The following is an 18,225-nucleotide window of genomic DNA, read 5'->3' on the forward strand; positions in this document are numbered from 1 at the left end:
AAAAATATGGTATTTAAAAAAGATTTCTTATGGGGTGGAGCAACTGCTGCCAATCAATTTGAAGGAGCATGGAATGTAGATGGAAAAGGTCCATCTTGTTCAGATATGTGTACTGGAGGTTCTCATACAGTAAGTAAAAGAATAACTAGAAAAATAGAAGAAAATACATTTTATCCAAGTCACGAGGCGATAGATTTTTATCATAGATATAAAGAAGATATAGCTTTATTTGCCCAGATGGGATTTAAAGTATTTAGATTCTCAATAGCGTGGAGTAGAATATTCCCAACTGGAATGGAAAGCACACCAAATGAAGCAGGTCTAAAGTTTTATGAAAATGTAATAGATGAATGTTTAAAATATAATATAGAGCCTTTAATAACAATATCTCACTATGAAGTACCATTTGGAATAACTAAAAAGTACAATGGATGGGCTTCAAGAGAAGTAATAGATTTATATATGAATTACTGCAAAGCAATATTTAATAGATACAAAGGGAAAGTAAAATATTGGTTAACATTTAATGAAATAAACTCAGCTACTATGCCTATGGGAGGATATTTATCTCAAGGGATATTGAATGAAGGAACTACAGATTTTATGACTCAAGTAGATATACCAAATCTTAGATTCCAGGGATTACATCATCAATTTTTAGCAAGTGCCAAAGCTGTTAAGCTTGCTCATGAAATAGATTCAAACTATCAAGTTGGATGTATGCAAATATATGCAACGATGTATCCTTATACTTGTAATCCAGATGACATGGTAAAAACTCAAAGAGATAGTAGAGTAATGAATTACTTCTGTGGGGATGTTCAAGTTCGTGGAGAATATCCAACTTATATGAACAGATATTTCAAAGAAAATAATATTGATGTAAAAATAGAAGATGGAGATTTAGAAATCCTAAAAGAAGGTTGTGTAGATTTCTATACATTTAGTTACTATATGTCTATATGCGTAAGTAGTGACCCTGAAAAAGAGAATACGAGTGGAAATATATTAGGTGGAGTAAAAAATCCATATTTAAAAGCTAGTGATTGGGGATGGCAAATAGATCCTAAAGGACTTAGATATACATTAAACGAAATTTATGATAGATATCAAATACCTATGATGATAGTTGAAAATGGTCTTGGTGCTTACGATAAAAAAGAAGCTGATAAAAGTGTAAATGATGATTATCGTATAGAATACTTAAAAGAGCATATAGAACAAATGAAAGAAGCCGTAGAAGATGGAGTAGATTTAATAGGTTATACTCCATGGGGATGTATAGACTTAGTAAGTGCATCTACTGGTGAAATGGCTAAAAGATACGGTTTTATATATGTAGATAAATATGATGATGGAAGTGGAGATTTATCTAGAAGTAAGAAGAAGAGTTTTTATTGGTATAAGCAAGTAATAGAATCTAATGGTGAAAATTTAGATAATATAGAAACTGTTCTTGCTTAGAAAAGTAGCAATTTAGATAGCTGTCCATTTATATGGTTAATATAATCATATAAATGGACAGCTTTTTTTATAAAATATATTTTTATTGTAAAGCGATGTAGTGGTTTATAAATTATAGTATAATTATTTTACTTATTGGCGAAAAATTTAAAAGTAGACATAAGGGGAGGTGACTTATATTGAATAGTGTACAAGATTTATCTGTAGAATTCTCCGTTTTAGCTAAAAATAAAAAGTATGAATGGATATATAGTAATAATTTAGATTTAGAAGAGATGGATTATCTATATAATAAATTAAAATATATAGATTTAGACAAATTGGTAGATGAAGATGCTAAGAAAGCTTTTTATATAAATATATATAACGGATTAGTTAATTATTTTATTATAAAAATGAGGTTAAAAGATTTTATACCTAAGGGTAAATCATTTTTTAGAAATCAAAAGGCTAACATAGGCGGTTACATGTGGTCATTAGATGATATTGAACATGGTATTTTAAGAAAAAATAAAAGGCCATTAAATTCATTTAGGTTATTAATAAAAGATGATGACCCTCGTAAGAAGTATATATTAGATAATGAAGATTGTCGTATTCATTTTGCACTTAACTGTGGTGGGAAATCTTGTCCAGCAATTAGAGCTTATACTAGCGATAATATTAATAATGAACTAAATATTTCAGAAGAAGTGTTTATTAATTCTGAAATAGAAATTGATGATGTAAATCGTACTATAGTTACTTCTAAACTATTTAAATGGTATAGGAAAGATTTTAAGAATAGATATATATTTATTGACGAGTATAAGGGTTATAGAATTATTTATAGAGATTATAGTTGGAGTTTAATATAATAATCTCTTATAAACTAAGTAATTAATAGAGAAATATTTTATTGAAGGTATTATCAGAATTTGTGATAATACCTTTTTTATGTTTGCCCATAATAGGCAACAACTTGACTGTTAAAGTCTACAAACTACATTAAAGAATTTCAGAAGTGGACGAATTTGCCTAATAAAATAAAGTGTGACGCTATACGAATTTATAGCAGTAAATGTAGCAGATATATGAGATTTAGTCTATTTTAAAATATAAATATAAAAAATACTTAATATATCAGAAAAAAAGCCGATAATATAAGTTATAAATTTAAAAGGCAAAGCTTTAAAAGATATGACAGTAGAAGGAGGAGCAATAAATTATGTCTGGTTTAATTTTTTTAGTACTAAGTTTCGTTTTTTTAATACTAGGTTTTTTAGGTGAAGGTGGCCATGCAGCATCACTTATTTCATGGACTTCGTTTGTAATTGTTTTTGGAGGAACGATTGGTTCTCTAGGTACATCTTTCACTATGAAACAAATAAAAAATATAGGTAGAGTTTTAAGTGTAGCTTTTACTGGAAAGTCAACAGATTTAGTAGAGCTAATTTTTTATCTTGATCATGTACTAGGTAAAGTAAGAAAAGAGGGTTTTTTAAGTCTTGAAGGTGAATTACAGGAAGATGAAAGTATGAATCCTTTTATGAAAAAAGGACTTCAATCGGCAGTTGATGGAGTGAATCCTGATGATATTAGAAATATGTTAGAAATCGAATTAGAAATGAGTTCAAAGAGACATAAAGTTGGTGCGGCTATGTTTGATTCTGCTGGAGGAACAGCGCCTACTATGGGTATCGTTGGTACTGTATTAGGATTAGTGCATGTTCTTGGAGGACTAGCTAAAGCAGATATGAATGCATTAGGTGGGAGCATATCAGCTGCATTCTTAGCTACACTTTATGGGCTTAGTAGTGCCAACTTAATATTTCTTCCAATAGCAACTAGACTTAAAAATTTAGCTAAGCAAGAACAATTAGAAAAAGAAATTATAATAGAAGCTATATCGTTAATTCAAGAAAATGTAAGTCCAACTATTTTAAGAGATACACTTAAAGGTTTTTTAGATAAAAAAGATCAAACTAAATTAGAATCTAGATATTTTGGGGACCTAAACAAGGAGGAATCAAACAAGGAGGAGACAAAGATTGCATAAAAGAAAAAAGCATGTAGAAGAAGAAGAACATGAAAATAATGAACGTTGGTTACTTTCTTATGCAGACTTTATAACACTGTTAATGATTTTCTTTATAATAATGTATGCAATGAGTAATTTAGATAAAGGAAAGTATGAAACTCTTACAACAGCTCTAAATCAAGCAATGGGTGATGGTAGTGCTATTGCAGATACTGGAAGTAAAATGGGTGGAGAAATAGGTAATGGATTATCTGAAGACGAAAAATTAAAAAAAAGTAAAAGAGAATTTAGATAAATATTTAAAGGATAACGACCTTTCTGGTAGTGTTAGCACTACTATAGAAAAAAGGGGATTAGTTGTTAGTTTTAAAGACTCTTTATTTTTCGATAGTGGTAAGGCACAAGTAAGACCGGAACAAGTTGATAAACTTATTAAGATATGTGAAATTATAAATCAGTCTATAATAAGTGATAGCTATATAAGAGTTGAAGGGCATACCGATACTGTTCCTATGCATAATGAAGTATATAAATCAAACTGGGATTTATCAGTAATGAGAGCTAGTAATGTATTACAAATTTTAATTGATAAAGCAGGGATGAAACCAGAAAGAGTATCAGCAACAGGTTATGGAGAATATAGACCAAAAGTTGACAACAGTACAGCAGAAGGTAAGTCAATTAATAGAAGAGTAGATATATTAATTATGAATTCACAGTTTAATGAAGTTGAAAACAATAAAAAATAAAATATATATAAAATACCATGTTGAAATAAAACTTAACAAAGAATTGATAGTGATGAATTACTTAAATAAGTGTCTGTACAAATATGTATAGATACTTATTTTTATGTCAAAAAACACTTAAAAAGTTTATTGACTAATTTAGTCACAAGCAATACAATGACAATATGACCAATATAGTCATAAAAGTGAACAAGGAGGAGTCGTATTGAATAAGACATTTGAAAACCTCAACAAGGAGAAAAAACAAAGAATAATAAACTCAGCAATAGAAGAATTTGCAAACAAAGGATATAAAAATGCAACAATAGATAATATAGTATCAAAAGCAGATATCTCAAAAGGTTCTATATTTCAATACTTTAAAAATAAGGAAAGTTTATACATATATATTTGTGACTACCAAATAAATATTATTAAAGATGAAATATTTAATCAAAAAGAAATTAATGAAACTGATTTTTTTGAATTATACAGACATGCAGCACACATTAAGTTTGAAATACTGAAGAAAAGTCCATATATTTTTAAATTTTTTAAAAATTTATACTCAGACGATTCAGAAGTAGCAAAAAAATGGCTAAATAATATATTTCAAAATAAAAATCAGTTAATGCTAAATTTTATGGGGGACTATGACAAAACAAAATTTAGAGATGATATAGATATTGATATGGCAGTAAAAGCTATCGAACTTACCTTTGATGGATTGTCAATGAAATGGATGGAAAAACTATCGTATGAAAATTATGAAGAAGATTTAAAAAGTTTATTTGATGAAGTAGAAGATTATATAAACTTTTATCAAAAACTATACTACAAGGGGGAAAATAATGTTTATTGAAATCAATAACTTATGTAAGTCATATAAGACAGAGGATATAGAAACTATAGCGCTAAAAAATGCAAATATTTCAATTAACAAAGGAGAGATAGGTGTAATACTAGGTCCATCAGGAAGTGGTAAATCTACTTTAATGAATATACTTGGAGGATTAGATAGTGCTGATAGTGGTGAGGTGATTGTAGATGGTATTGATATTGCTAAATTATCAGATGATGAATTAGTTGAATATAGACGTGAAAAGACTGGTTTTATATTTCAGTCATATAATCTTATGCCACATTTAACAGTATTAGAAAATATAGAAATAATACAAAATATTAGCAAATCGCCTCTTGAGATAAATGAAGTATTAGAAGCAGTAGGACTACTTGATAAGAAAAATAGATTCCCAAGAGAATTATCTGGTGGTCAACAACAACGTGTGGCAATTGCAAGAGCTGTAATAAAAAATCCGGCAATATTACTTTGCGATGAATTAACAGGTGCCCTAGATTATAAGTCTGCTATTGATGTACTTTCTCTTGTACAAGAAATAAATAGAAAGTTTAATACTACAATTTTAATAATTACACATAATGCAGCCATAGGTGAAATGGCAAATAGAATATACAAATTTAGAAGTGGAGAGGTTAAAGATTCCATCATTAATAATAACCCTATTGATGCAAGGGGAGTGGAGTGGTAATGAGACTAAATAAAAGTATACTACGTGTAATGAAAGAAAACTGGGGGCAATACATAGGAATGTTATATATGCTGATACTATCAGTATTTCTGTTTGTTGCTTTAACTATTACAGCTCAAAACTTAAAATACAATAAAGATATGTATGTAAAAAATAATGTTCAAGAAGATTTAGAGTTTTATACTACTAATAAAATTGATAATATAAGTAAAATAGAAGATAAATTTGATTTAAAGTTGCAAGAAACACTTGTAAAAGAACATGAATATGGTGATAAAACATTAAGACTATTTACTCCAAATGAAAAAGTAAATATTACAGCAGTACTAGAAGGTAGTATGCCACGTGTTGGAGAAATCGCACTAGATCCTCAGTTTGCTAAAGTTAACAAGTTAAATATTGGTGAAATATATCATATTGGAAATTCTTCTTATAAAATATCAGGATATATTGGTATGCCAAATTACGCTTATATACTTGAAAAAGATGGAGATATGGTTAATAACCCAAAGACATTCGGTATAGGTATCTTAAATAAAGAAGATATGGTAAGTGGAACTTATCTGTATTCAGTGAAATATAATAACGAAAATAAAGATGTATATGAACAGTCAAAAACTCTTAAAAGCTACTTAAACAACAATGGAGTAAATATAATTAACTGGATTTACGCTAAGAACAATATGAAAATATCAATATTAGATGTTGAAGTAATGGCAATAAGCGCTTATTCAATTATTTTACCTACAGTGATACTTTTAATAACAGTTGTACTAATAAGTATCGTTTTAGGAAGAATGATAAAAAATGAAATGGCCAATATAGGTACTTTATATGCCTTAGGTTATAGAAAAAAGAAATAATGAGGCACTACATGAACTATCCTATAATACTCTCAGGTGCTTCAGGAGTAATTGGTGGGATAATCGGTATTATAGTACAGAAATATATATTTGATTTATTCCTTTCATTTTTCCCAATACCAGTAGAAAAAATATCATACAGCCCTATTTACTTTATATTAGGTATAGTTTTATGTATGATATTTTCAATTATTGGAAGTTACTTATCAATTAATAAGGTACTAAAATCATCACCAGTATCACTAATGAAAAATGAAGAAAAGAAACAGAAAGTAAATATAATTGAGAGAAAACTAAGTTTAAATAATCTTAAATTTAAAAATAAATTTGCTATAAGAGAACAGTTAAGATCAATGTCTCGTTTAGCATTTTTGGTGATAGGAGTTTCTATAGCTACAGTATTTTTAATGTATGGATTTATTGCTAAATGTTCTATGGATTATATGATAAATCAAGAAGGAAATGATGTATTTAGCTATAAATACGAATATATATTAAAGCAATTAAGCACAGAAAAACCACCTACAGGTGGAGAAGGAGTATCAGGAGCTAAGTTTGTACTTGATAGTGAAATGAATAATGACTTTGAGTTAATAGGTGCAAATAAAAATTCACAGATGATTAGCTTAAAGGATAAAAGTGAAAATAAAATAAGTATAGGTGATGATAAATTTATTGTTACCTCTACAATGGCAAAAAAGTATAAACTGAGTATAGGTGATGAATTATCTTTTATTAATATAGTTGATGATAAAGAACATTCTATAAAAATCACTGATATTGCAGAGTCTAATGCAGGAGATTATGTATTTACGTCCTTAGATAGCTTTAATCAAATAATGGGACTTAAAAAGGGTGCATATAATGCAATTATGTCAAAAACATCTATTGAAGTTAATAAAGACTTAGTATATATGATAAACACACCAAGTAACATAACTAATATGTTAGAAGACTATATGCAATTAATGTCAGCATTTATATACGGAATAGCATTTGTAGCATTTATTATAGGGGTAATTATAATATATGTAATTGCATCTATAAGTATAGATGAAAATAAAAATCATATAGCTCTTATGAAGGTGTTTGGATATAAAAAGAAAGAAATAAACTCAATGATGCTAAATGGTTCAAGAATTTATGTAGTACTTGGATATATTATTGGAGTTCCTATTGGATATTCTATAATAAAACTAATATTTAAAATCTTTGAATCATTAGATATAGCTTTAGAAGCAAAACTTAATTTATCTTATGTACTAATAGGTTTTGTTATAATAGTTCTTACCTTTGAAGTATCTAAATTTATGTGTGCAAGGAAAATTGATAAAATAGCTTTAAGTGAAGCTCTTAAAACACAAAAAGAATAGTAAAATAAATAAAATAACCTCTTTTGAAATATACCATATGCATGATTTCAAAAGAGGTTATTTTAATAATTAAGCGATAAAAGAGATAAATAGAAGAGCGTAGATTTTTCTACGCTCTTTTATTAATTAAATATAGTTAAGAATTGATATAAATCAGTTTGATTTTTTTTCGCTATAACCCGAATTAGTTATATCACGTAATATTTTAGAAACTTTTGCTAATAAAAACTTTTCTTTAAAATTATTTGTTGTCTTTATAGCTTTTGCTATTTTAGATTCCATAACATCTACACTACTAGAAGTATCTGCACTTTTCTTTATAATAGCTAGTGCATTATTATAATCTACACTGTATTTTTCTAACAAATAGATTTGATATAAGTCATTCACTAAAATTTTATTCCTATTTATAAAAGCCTTATCCATATTTAAACCATTTTGCTTTAGGTAGTCTATTCTTAAATCTATTAAAGATGGAACTAAAGATAAAATTCCTATTACACTTGCATTTTTGTTACCTTCATTAAATAGAACTTCTTCTATCATATTTTTAGAAGCTTGCTCTTGAATATTGTTTAAGTTTTCTTTTTCATCTGAAAGTTTACGAGAAAATACGAATTTATTAGCTATTAAAGATATAGCTATACCTATAACAACAAATACTACTCTATTTATTATAATAAAGTTAGGGTTTACAACATATAATGCAGCTGAAGCTATAGAAGATATCGTAACAAATATTACTAAATCTCTATAATCAGACATATATGACATTAAGTAACCTGCAGCGATTAACATTATAGTTCTTATTTCAGTATCAGTTATTAGATTAAATAATATAGCTATTATTACTGCTCCTATTACAGTACCTATAATTCTTTTCTTAGATTTATATATAGTGTATTCTGAGTGTGGTTGTGACAATGCGAATACTGTATAGACTGCCCACTCTCCATACTGTATGTTAAAAAAGTCGACAAAAAAGAATGTTAATGCAACTACTAATCCTAATCGTATACCATAAGCGACTCTAGTAGACTTAAGATTTATAAGTCTCTTTTGAACATGTAGGCTTTTAAATTCTTGGGGAATAGATAGTTCATTTTGTATATCTTTTTGCTTATTAGGTACCTCATCATACCCTCTCATTTCTATATTTAAAACCTTAATTGTGTTAATAAAATCATATTTATCTATAACATCTTCAATATCTAATAAATATAGATTACTTTCTTTATACTTATCCTCTAAGTAAGATACATTGATATCATGATTTTTATCTTTTATATCTTTTATAACTTTAGATATGGAATCTAAAAATTCTGAGTCTATATCTTTATCTTTCATGTTGCTTAATATCACATTTATTTTTTCTAAACAAGACAATATACTGATTGTATTTCTTCCGCACTCTGTAAGGTGAGATTCACTTTTCCCGCTATCAAATATAGTTGATTTTAGTTGGTTTATATACATAGTTAAAGCATCATCTACTTGTATAGTGTCTTTATTTGATTTTAACAAATCTACTTTCAGTAAAATAGCATCTAATATACCGTTAATCATTTTCTTTCTTGATTTAATTAACTTATTTTTATTAGCTAATAATTGCACAGCCATTATCATAAAGACTCCTGCAACTAAAGATAAAAGTCTCAGCGGTAATTGTGATAGTGTTATTGGATTTGCTATCATCAATATATAGTGTAAGCCTATCATCATATTAATAGGATTTTTTAGCTCATAACTAAAATAGTATCCTATGAATGCCATTATAGCAAAGTTAAGTATTAATCCTAATAATACATTTTGTGAAACTAAGAAAGCTGATAATCCAAGTATTAAGTTGAGTCCTATTAATCCAAATAAGTTTTTAATAGGATTTATGGTTAAATCCATTTGTAGTAATACTAACATTAATACGATACTTGTAACCCCTATTAGTGAGTTTTCTGGTTTAAATATACTTTTGAATATACTTACTAGTAAAACAATAACCATAAATATTAAAGTTTTAGATAAAATAAGTGATACAAGTTCTTTTTTGCTTCTCTTCATTGTCATTTAATCCCCTTTATTTTTTTAGATATTTATAAATACTATCATATGTTTTTTATTAACTCAAATTTTTAATACGGGATTTAATTGAATGATATTTATTTTAAAACGATGATAGTTCGAATTTTGATGTAGTATATGCATGTTTTTAATTTTTATATTTCGATTGATTGTGTACAAATATTGTAAAAAATAAAAAAACATAATATATAAAAAATATTTTAATATAAAACAATTTGACATTTAAGCTTTCTAAGCGTAAAATTCCTCAATGCAAATTAAATTTGCAATTTTAACTAATTCATATTATTTGCAAAAATAAGATAACTTGATACGTTACGATTATTATTTTAAAGGAAATATAAAAATTTTACGTATATGAAAGGAAGTGTTAAATATAGGAAATAGACTTAAAAACTTAATGAAATCAGAGATGTTTACCAGGCGGATTACTCATAATCTCAACATTGATATCTTTAGCAATAGCAAATAGCCAATATGGAGAGGAATATCATCATTTATTAAGTTCAATTCCAATAATAGGAAAATTTAATATACATATGATAATAAATGAGTTTTTGATGGCCATTTTCTTCTTATCTGTAGGACTTGAAATCAAACATGAAATATTGCATGGTAATCTTTCTAGCTTTAAAAAAGCTTCATTCCCTATAATAGGGGCTATCGGTGGAGTGTTAGTACCGGCAATTATATTTTTAATATTTAATGCTAATATAGAATTTTCAAATGGAGTAGGAGTATCTATATCAACAGATATAGCTTTTGCTATAGGTATATTTATGATATTAAAGAATAAGCTTAATCCTTCATTAAAAATATTCCTATTATCTTTAGCTGTAGTAGATGATTTAATATCAATACTAGTAATAGGAGTATTATATTCCTCAGGGATAAAGGTGGAATTTTTATTACTTTCAGCTATTACATTAAGTGTACTAGTTCTTATGAATAAAAAGAAAGTAGACAATATTGCTTCATATATTATACTGGGGATAGCATTATGGTTTTTTGTGTACTCTAGTGGAGTACATGCTACTATAAGTGGTGTATTGGTTGCAATAGTAATACCATCTAAAAAATTAAATAACTCAAAAGAAGCGATGCTAGAAAGGTTAGTGAACAAATTAGCACCTTTATGTAATCTAGTTATATTGCCTTTATTTGCTTTAGCTAACACAGCTATAAATTTAAATTTAGATATAGATTTTAATTCGGCTAATACGCTAATAACAGGTATAGTAATAGGATTAGTAGTAGGTAAGCCACTTGGAATAATGTTATTTACTTGGCTAGGAACTAAGCTTCAAATAACAGAAAAGCCAGATAATATAGACTGGTTATCTATATTATCAGTTTCATTACTAGCAGGTATAGGGTTTACAATGTCTATATTTGTAGCAGAAATAGCATTTGAATATAGTGCTACACTTGTTAATATATCTAAGATATCTATATTATTAGCATCTGTAATATCTATTGTTGCTACTTACATTGTAGCCGTTACAGTTAATACTTATAAACAAAGAACTCTTAATTTAGATGAAGTTAGTGTTTACAAAAAAGGTATTTTTATGAAATAGAAATGTCAAAGTATAATAATACACGTTAAATAAAAATACATCCTTAATATTAGGATGTATTTTATATTAATAGTATACCAGTAGCTCTACCGATAGATTTCTTGGGAGAAGGTTGTTGATTGATATCTTCATTTATAGAAACAATTTTCGTACTATGTGGACTTCTGAAAAGCTCCTTTTTATTATTTACATAAGTGAGTATCAAATTTTAAATCAACTAATTTATTATAAGCATCCCAAACATTATCTGGAATATTTTGCTCAATTTGAAAACCATTTTTAGAATATAAATCAATTCTTTGCAAGTCTCCAACCATAATACTTATAAATTCATTTTTAGATATTTCACTCTTAGAATAAAACTCACAGTATTCTTCATAAGAATACATAGGTGATGTTATAACAAAATCTATCTCGGGCCATTGCTTCTTTAAAGTAGCATAAGTTCTTCTTTCTTTATAGGGTTTATCAACTATAATAAAAGATGAAGGATGAAAATTCATATTTTCCAATAGTTCCTTAGTTTTGCTAATATTTTCACCTGTGTTACTAGCTTTATTTTCAAGGATAATTTTACCTTTAGGAACACCCATATTAATAGCTATTTGTGCAAATTTATCACACTCAGCCATATTCCATAAATTCTTAGTGACTCTACCAAATCCACCAGTAAAAATAATTTTATCACCATATCCATCTAAAAAAAGTTGAGCGCATCTTTTGGCAACGTTTATATCATGACTGCCAAACCCTAAGATAACTTCAGCTTTTTCAATTTTTTCATTTAGTCTACTGTAAGACCATAAGGTTTTTGCGTAGTAATCTATATTCATAATATCTCCTTATTATTGTATATCTATTTTTATTTCCTTATCTAGTATATAAAAAACGATATGAAGATATCAATTATATTTTTTATAAGTGGTGTAGTGATTTATAAATTATAGTGTAATTATTTTATTATAAAAATGAGGTTAAAACATTTTATTGAGTGTAATATAAATACCATGTTGAAGGATTATTTAACGTGGTATTTTATTTTGTTGAAAATAACTTAGCTATAGTGTAAATATAAAAAAATAGAATTGAATTAGTATTATTTAAACTATTGATAAGAACACATATAAAATTTATTTTTATTTTTGTCAGTTTTTTATGATAAAATTCGTATTAATTGTTGTAAAAGCTTTTACAAGGAGGTATCAAGTTGAAAGATAAATTAATAATTAAATATATTAAAAAGTGCAATCAAAAGGGGATGGAGATGTTAATAGATAATTACAATGGATTAATAACATCAGTGATTCGTACACATCTTAATCCACTGCTAAATTATGAAGAAGAGTGTATAAGCGATGTATTATTTTTAATATGGGAAAATATTGAAGGGTTCAATGGTAGGGAAAATACTTTTAAAAATTGGATCTGTGCAATTGCAAAATATAAAGCAATTGATTACAAAAGAAAATATATATCTAAAATAAACTTAGAAATAGATTCTAACATTTCTTATATAGATGAAAATTTATTAAGATTAGAGATAGAAGAAGAAATAAATGAGATTTTAAACTTTCTAAATGATAAGGACAAAGAACTTTTTACTAGATACTACTTAGATGGATATAAGTTAGAAGAAATAGCTATTGATACTAAAACTAATGTATCAAATTTACATAGCAGGCTATCTAGAGGTAGGAAGAAAATTAGAAAAATATTTTCAAAATAGGAGAGTGAAATTATGATGGACAAGTTTAAAGTTTTTAATAAGGTAAAAATAGATACAGATAAATATATGGAAATAGAAACTAATAATGATGAAAATTTAAAAATAAAAATGCAAGAAAGATTAAATTCATCAAAAAGAATGAAGAAAAAAGAAAACAACTAATATATTAATATCAACAGCTGCATCTATAATAGTTATAGTAGTAGGAATTGGAGTAAGTAATCCTTCTCTAGCTGATAATATTATAAAAAATATCTTTGAATTTCAAACTATGTTAGACAAAATAAAGGAATCTGTTAATAATGATTCTGATATTGAGTATGATCCAGAGCATTATCCTGAAAGAGAAGAAGAAAAGAAAGAAAATCAAAAAAATAAATTAATAGCAACTCCTGTTAATGTATCAAGTAAAAGCAACGGTTTAAAAATCACTATAGATAAAGCAATGTATGATAAAAAGAAAATATACTTAGATATGAAATTAAAAACAGATAAGCCATTCAAAAAAAGTGAGTTTATAAAAGCAGTATCAGATTCTCCTTATGGAGATGGTGAGAAAAATATGTATGTAGATGATTTAGAAATGTATATAAATGAAGTTAAGCTAGACAATTATTCATATAGTGCTGGAGTTATTGAATTTATTGATGAATATACAGTTAATCTTAGCTACTTAATAGAGCTAGACCCTAATAATGATATAGATGATGCTAACTTTAAAATAAATTTTGGTATCAAAGAATATAATCAGAGTGATTTCGATGGTAAGATTGAAGGTAAATGGTCTTTTGATTTTAATATAAAATCTATAGATGATGGTAAAAAGCATGTAGAGGTTAATAAAAAAGATGGAGATTATACATTAAAAAGTTTAGATGTATCTAAAACTTATGTTGAACTAAAAATGGAACTTCCTTTTCAACCTTCCCTAGGTAATCCTCATAATAACTTTATAATAGTTAAAGATGACAAAGGAAGAGAACTAGAAATGTCTGTAGGTACTGATGGAGAAAATAAAATCTATACTCAAATAAATGAATTAATTAATATAGGAGAAATTCCAAAATATATTGACGTTTTAGTATTTGAAAATTTTCCTGTTGAAGGGGAAAATTCTAAGGCTTTATCTAGCTTTAGAGTTAACTTAGAATAAATTATTTTATATATAAAGACCATGTCGAGGTAGTGATTGATATGGTCTTTTTGTATAAAGGCAAGTAAGGTAGATTTGAATTAGTAACTATAAAGAAAGTGATATGAGATATTACGAAATAAATATGCTAAGAACAGCTCCTAAGTTATTAACATATATTATAACATTATATGTAGTTTTATAATATATGGTTAGTAAGGTTGGAGGAAATCAATATGATAGAGGGATTAACGGGACTTGTTATAACTAAAGAAGATAAAAGTTATAATATTGCTCGGAGAACTGCAAATTTATATTTTAGTTACTAACCAAAGGTAATTGTATATCCTAATAATATAACAGATGTAGTTAATGCAGTAAATTGGGCAAGAAAGCAAGGAATAAATGTACGTTGTAGAAGTGGTGGTCATAACTATGAAGCATTTTCTGTGGCAGATGATGCTGTTGTTATAGATGTTTCTAATCTACTTGATTTTGAAATAGATACTAGCGAAGGGTATATAAGAATAGGATCAGGATATACTCAAGAACAACTTTATCCTAAGATAACTGAACATGGATTTGCATTTGTTGGAGGAAGCTGTTTATCTATTGGTGTTACAGGAGTTACATTAGGAGGAGTTGGATTTTTACAAAGGGAATATGGTCTAGCATGTGATAACTTAGTAGAAGCAAAAATAGTAGATGCTTTTGGTAGAATAATAACTGCTAATTCATATGAAAATCAAGATTTATTTGCTGCATTAAGAGGAGCAGGTAGTAATAATTTTGGAGTAGTAGTGTCACTTACTTTAAAAGTACACCCAGTTGATAAAGTAACAGTATTGACTGCCCAGTGGCCTAAAAATAGTAGATATGAAGTAATTCAAGCATTTCAAGAGGTAGGAGATCATTTAGATAATAGGTATACCATTAAGGTTTCTATGACTAAAGACAATATTGGACTATATGGAGTAGGTTTAAGAAGTACAGAAAAAGAAATGGAAGAAGCTTTAGGTGCTTTATTAAAAGTTCCTAACAAAATGAATTATACAACAAAGCACATTAGTTTTAAGGAATATGTACAGAAGCGTCCAGGTTTTGTGCCTAAACCAACGGGATTTAAGATTACAGGATTACTTGCATATAAGCCACTTAGGAAAGAACCTTGTCAAATAATGTTTGACTATTTAGATAATTCACCGCCTATACAGCCACCTATAGATATATCATTACTTCTATTGGGAGGAAAGATTAAAGAAAATGAAGGTTTACCTAGTGCCTTTCCTCATAGACATGCTAAAGTATTAGTACAAATTGATGCCCAGTGGGATCTTAAGTATAGTATGTATGCTAATGATACAATTAGATGGGTAAATAATTTAAGAAGATCCTTACTCCCATATGCAGGATTTGGATATCTTAACTATTGTGATATTAATATACCTAATTATTTATATAATTATTTTGGTAATAATGTATTTTGGTTAAAAATTGTAAAAGAAAAATATGATCTATATAACTTATTTTATTATCCTCAAGGAATATAATATTTTCTAAAAATACTTGGAATCACTATGTTTTGATATATAGTGATTCCTTTTTTATTATGTAATTTATATAGTCTTATTCTTCAATAATAGGAATTAAAAAAGAACTAACATATAAATTGCTATCTGAACGTAAAGAATGCATTTCTCCTGCAGGAACAATAAAAGCTTTACCTATTGTTAATTCAACTTCTTTATCTTCTAGAACACCAAAACCTTCACCTTTAATGCAGTAGAAAATTTCATCATGCTTTGGATGTTGGTGTAAAGGCACCTTCTTATCCGAAGGAATGTGATATACCTTAGTTACAATTGACTCTTTAATATTTTCTAAATTCATTATTACTTCTCCTTTGATTAAAAATTTACTTTTTAAAATAATATTTATTTATTATGTGAGTTTATATTTTCAGCTATTTCATCGATTACTTTTTTCCATAAAGTTATTTTTTCTTCAGAAATGTCTTTAAATACGATTTTCATAATCTCTGACTCAACTAGCATTATTTTTTTATTCATTTCCTTTCCATCTTCTGTTAGATATGCTAGAAAGGATCTCTTATCTTCATTATTAGTTCCTCTTATTACAAGTCCCTTTTTCTCCAGTTGATTTAATAATCTGGTTATATTTGTCTGGTCTTTCTTCATTCGTATAGATAATTCCTTTTGACTTATGCCCTCTTGTTCTCCTAATCTTCGAATAATCCCTGCCTGCTCTGGTGTTAAGCCATAAGGTTTAAAAAAACTCATTGCGAACTGATTAAATTTTCGCGAAGAATTATTAAAGATAAATCCTATATAATCATTAAGTTGCATTTGAACTCTCCTTTTTAAAAGTACTTGCTATAGCAATTATAATCACTGCATGTATATTTGTCAACATATGGTAAGGTTTAATACTTTTAATATATTGATATCATGGATAATAGGACAAATTTGGTACACTCCAAGACCATTCATAAATAATAGTAATACACATTTATTATATCAACATAAAGCAGATTCTTCTTTCCCTAGTGATCATACACTAGCTAGTATGAGTATAGCATTGGGATTAAATAAATATAGTAGAATTATTGGAATAATATCTATGGCTATATCTATATTAATTGGAATATCTAGAGTATATGTAGGGCATCACTACCCACAACATGTAGTAGGATCGTATATTATGGCAATTGTTTTACATACAAAGATTTTATATCATATTTTCTCTAAGGCTATTATGATTTTAGAGATATTGATATAATTATTATGTTTAAATTAGTTAAAAAAGTATATTAATTATAATAAGTAATAATTATATTTAAATGAGAATCAAAAATAGTAGAAAGAAAGGCACATTATGGAAGAATTAAAACTTATTGAAATTATAAAGAGTAATCCTAATATTATAAAAACTATAAATAATCCTACAGATGAGATGAAGTTATTGGCTGTTAAAAAAAATGGACTTGTATTAGAATATATAGATAATCCAACTGTAGAGATGCAAGAGTTAGCTATAGATAATAATGCTAGAGCAATTAAATATATAGAAAACCCAACAGAAGATATGATGATAAAAGCTGTAAGTGCTGGGTGGAGTATCTTAGAATATATTAAAAATCCAACAGATAAGGTAATCAAATTAGCAATAAATAAATCGGGATGGGCTATTCAATATGTAAAAAATCCAAGTGAAGAATTACAATTTTTATCAGTAAGAAAAAATTACGACTCAATAAAGTATATAAAAGAGCCTTATGAAAGTGTACAAGAAGAAGCTGTGAAAATAAGCTATGATGCATTAAGATATATAAAGTCACCAAGCCACAGTGCAGAACTTGCAGCTATTAAGAATAATGAGGCGGCTATTAGCTTTATACGTAATTTGGATAAAAATAAAAAGTTAGAATTTTTAAAGGTAAATATTTTAGTAATCAAATATATTGCAAGAGATATATCTAAAGATGAATTAGAAGAAGTATTAAAAGAAACTCTATCAAAAGAAGATACACCAGAAAAATATATTAGAGATTTCTTAAACTGCGCTACTATAGATAGAAATAGTGACACAATGCCAATGGACAAAATAATGTTTATTTATAAATATGGAAGTAAAAAGGCGAAAAAAATAGCTGTAGATGAAAAACTAAAGATGATATAGGAGAGATACAA

The 18,225-nt window shown here is 27.2% G+C and carries 19 protein-coding genes and 1 pseudogene; 16 read left to right on the forward strand and 4 right to left on the reverse strand.

Features of this window, described 5'->3' with window-relative positions:
* Positions 1-6: 6 nt before the first annotated feature.
* From BN899_RS04620 to BN899_RS04655, 9 genes are all read left to right on the forward strand, one after another.
* Entirely contained in the window at positions 7-1,464 is a 1,458-nt protein-coding gene (locus tag BN899_RS04620; RefSeq protein WP_042273344.1) for a glycoside hydrolase family 1 protein, read from the forward strand.
* A gap of 179 nt (positions 1,465-1,643) precedes the next feature.
* A complete protein-coding gene (locus BN899_RS04625; RefSeq protein WP_052356609.1) occupies positions 1,644-2,321 on the forward strand; it encodes a DUF547 domain-containing protein in 678 nt (225 codons plus the stop codon).
* Between the two features lie 350 nt (positions 2,322-2,671).
* A complete protein-coding gene (locus BN899_RS04630) occupies positions 2,672-3,502 on the forward strand; it encodes a motility protein A (protein ID WP_042273345.1) in 831 nt (276 codons plus the stop codon).
* Entirely contained in the window at positions 3,495-3,779 is a 285-nt protein-coding gene (locus tag BN899_RS19580) for a flagellar motor protein MotB (protein WP_242824076.1), read from the forward strand. Before BN899_RS04630 ends, BN899_RS19580 begins: the two co-directional genes overlap by 8 nt.
* Before the next feature lie 142 nt (positions 3,780-3,921).
* Positions 3,922-4,233 carry an OmpA/MotB family protein gene (locus BN899_RS19585; RefSeq protein WP_242824079.1) on the forward strand — a complete coding sequence of 104 codons (312 nt, stop codon included), beginning with the start codon at positions 3,922-3,924 and terminating at the stop codon, positions 4,231-4,233.
* Positions 4,234-4,438: 205 nt separating this feature from the next.
* Complete coding sequence (locus tag BN899_RS04640; protein WP_042273346.1) at positions 4,439-5,074, forward strand: TetR/AcrR family transcriptional regulator; 636 nt, start codon at positions 4,439-4,441, stop codon at positions 5,072-5,074.
* On the forward strand, positions 5,064-5,762 hold the full coding sequence (locus tag BN899_RS04645; protein WP_042273347.1) for an ABC transporter ATP-binding protein: 699 nt from the start codon (positions 5,064-5,066) through the stop codon (positions 5,760-5,762). The genes BN899_RS04640 and BN899_RS04645 overlap by 11 nt, the downstream gene beginning before the upstream one ends.
* On the forward strand, positions 5,762-6,625 hold the full coding sequence (locus tag BN899_RS04650; protein WP_042273348.1) for an ABC transporter permease family protein: 864 nt from the start codon (positions 5,762-5,764) through the stop codon (positions 6,623-6,625). The genes BN899_RS04645 and BN899_RS04650 overlap by 1 nt, the downstream gene beginning before the upstream one ends.
* An 11-nt stretch (positions 6,626-6,636) precedes the next feature.
* On the forward strand, positions 6,637-7,998 hold the full coding sequence (locus BN899_RS04655) for an ABC transporter permease (protein ID WP_042273349.1): 1,362 nt from the start codon (positions 6,637-6,639) through the stop codon (positions 7,996-7,998).
* Between the two features lie 153 nt (positions 7,999-8,151).
* Here the strand turns inward: BN899_RS04655 and BN899_RS04660 are convergent, their stop codons facing one another.
* On the reverse strand, positions 8,152-10,056 hold the full coding sequence (locus BN899_RS04660; protein WP_161628735.1) for an FUSC family protein: 1,905 nt from the start codon (positions 10,054-10,056) through the stop codon (positions 8,152-8,154).
* Between the two features lie 452 nt (positions 10,057-10,508).
* On the opposite strand from BN899_RS04660, the pseudogene nhaA reads away from it, so the two are divergent.
* Positions 10,509-11,657, forward strand: a pseudogene (gene nhaA / locus BN899_RS04665) (Na+/H+ antiporter NhaA); the annotation flags it as partial.
* A gap of 182 nt (positions 11,658-11,839) precedes the next feature.
* Here the strand turns inward: nhaA and BN899_RS04670 are convergent.
* Positions 11,840-12,490, reverse strand: coding sequence for a YdcF family protein (locus tag BN899_RS04670; protein WP_042273351.1), 651 nt, complete (start codon positions 12,488-12,490; stop codon positions 11,840-11,842).
* Between the two features lie 374 nt (positions 12,491-12,864).
* On the opposite strand from BN899_RS04670, the gene BN899_RS04675 reads away from it, so the two are divergent.
* The 4 genes from BN899_RS04675 (at position 12,865) to BN899_RS04685 (ending at position 16,065) form a co-directional block, all read left to right on the forward strand.
* Positions 12,865-13,383 (forward strand): sigma-70 family RNA polymerase sigma factor, encoded by a 519-nt coding sequence (locus BN899_RS04675; RefSeq protein WP_042273353.1) that lies wholly within the window; start codon positions 12,865-12,867, stop codon positions 13,381-13,383.
* A gap of 12 nt (positions 13,384-13,395) precedes the next feature.
* Positions 13,396-13,545, forward strand: coding sequence for a hypothetical protein (locus BN899_RS18940; RefSeq protein WP_154658881.1), 150 nt, complete (start codon positions 13,396-13,398; stop codon positions 13,543-13,545).
* A 34-nt stretch (positions 13,546-13,579) separates the two neighbouring features.
* Positions 13,580-14,536, forward strand: coding sequence for a DUF4179 domain-containing protein (locus BN899_RS04680; RefSeq protein WP_330362450.1), 957 nt, complete (start codon positions 13,580-13,582; stop codon positions 14,534-14,536).
* 317 nt (positions 14,537-14,853) lie between these two features.
* A complete protein-coding gene (locus tag BN899_RS04685; RefSeq protein ID WP_330362451.1) occupies positions 14,854-16,065 on the forward strand; it encodes an FAD-dependent oxidoreductase in 1,212 nt (403 codons plus the stop codon).
* Positions 16,066-16,141: 76 nt separating this feature from the next.
* Here BN899_RS04685 and BN899_RS04690 read toward each other — a convergent pair whose 3' ends face one another.
* Entirely contained in the window at positions 16,142-16,405 is a 264-nt protein-coding gene (locus BN899_RS04690; protein ID WP_042273355.1) for a cupin domain-containing protein, read from the reverse strand.
* 44 nt (positions 16,406-16,449) lie between these two features.
* Positions 16,450-16,881 carry a MarR family winged helix-turn-helix transcriptional regulator gene (locus BN899_RS04695; RefSeq protein ID WP_042273356.1) on the reverse strand — a complete coding sequence of 144 codons (432 nt, stop codon included), beginning with the start codon at positions 16,879-16,881 and terminating at the stop codon, positions 16,450-16,452.
* Between the two features lie 67 nt (positions 16,882-16,948).
* Between BN899_RS04695 and BN899_RS04700 the strand changes: the two genes are divergently transcribed.
* Both BN899_RS04700 and BN899_RS04705 read left to right on the forward strand, forming a co-directional pair.
* Complete coding sequence (locus BN899_RS04700; protein ID WP_052356614.1) at positions 16,949-17,314, forward strand: phosphatase PAP2 family protein; 366 nt, start codon at positions 16,949-16,951, stop codon at positions 17,312-17,314.
* A gap of 96 nt (positions 17,315-17,410) precedes the next feature.
* Complete coding sequence (locus tag BN899_RS04705; protein WP_042273357.1) at positions 17,411-18,214, forward strand: hypothetical protein; 804 nt, start codon at positions 17,411-17,413, stop codon at positions 18,212-18,214.
* Positions 18,215-18,225: the final 11 nt, after the last annotated feature.

This window comes from Faecalimicrobium dakarense (assembly GCF_000499525.1).
GTDB classification, from domain to species: Bacteria; Bacillota; Clostridia; order Peptostreptococcales; family Peptostreptococcaceae; genus Faecalimicrobium; species Faecalimicrobium dakarense.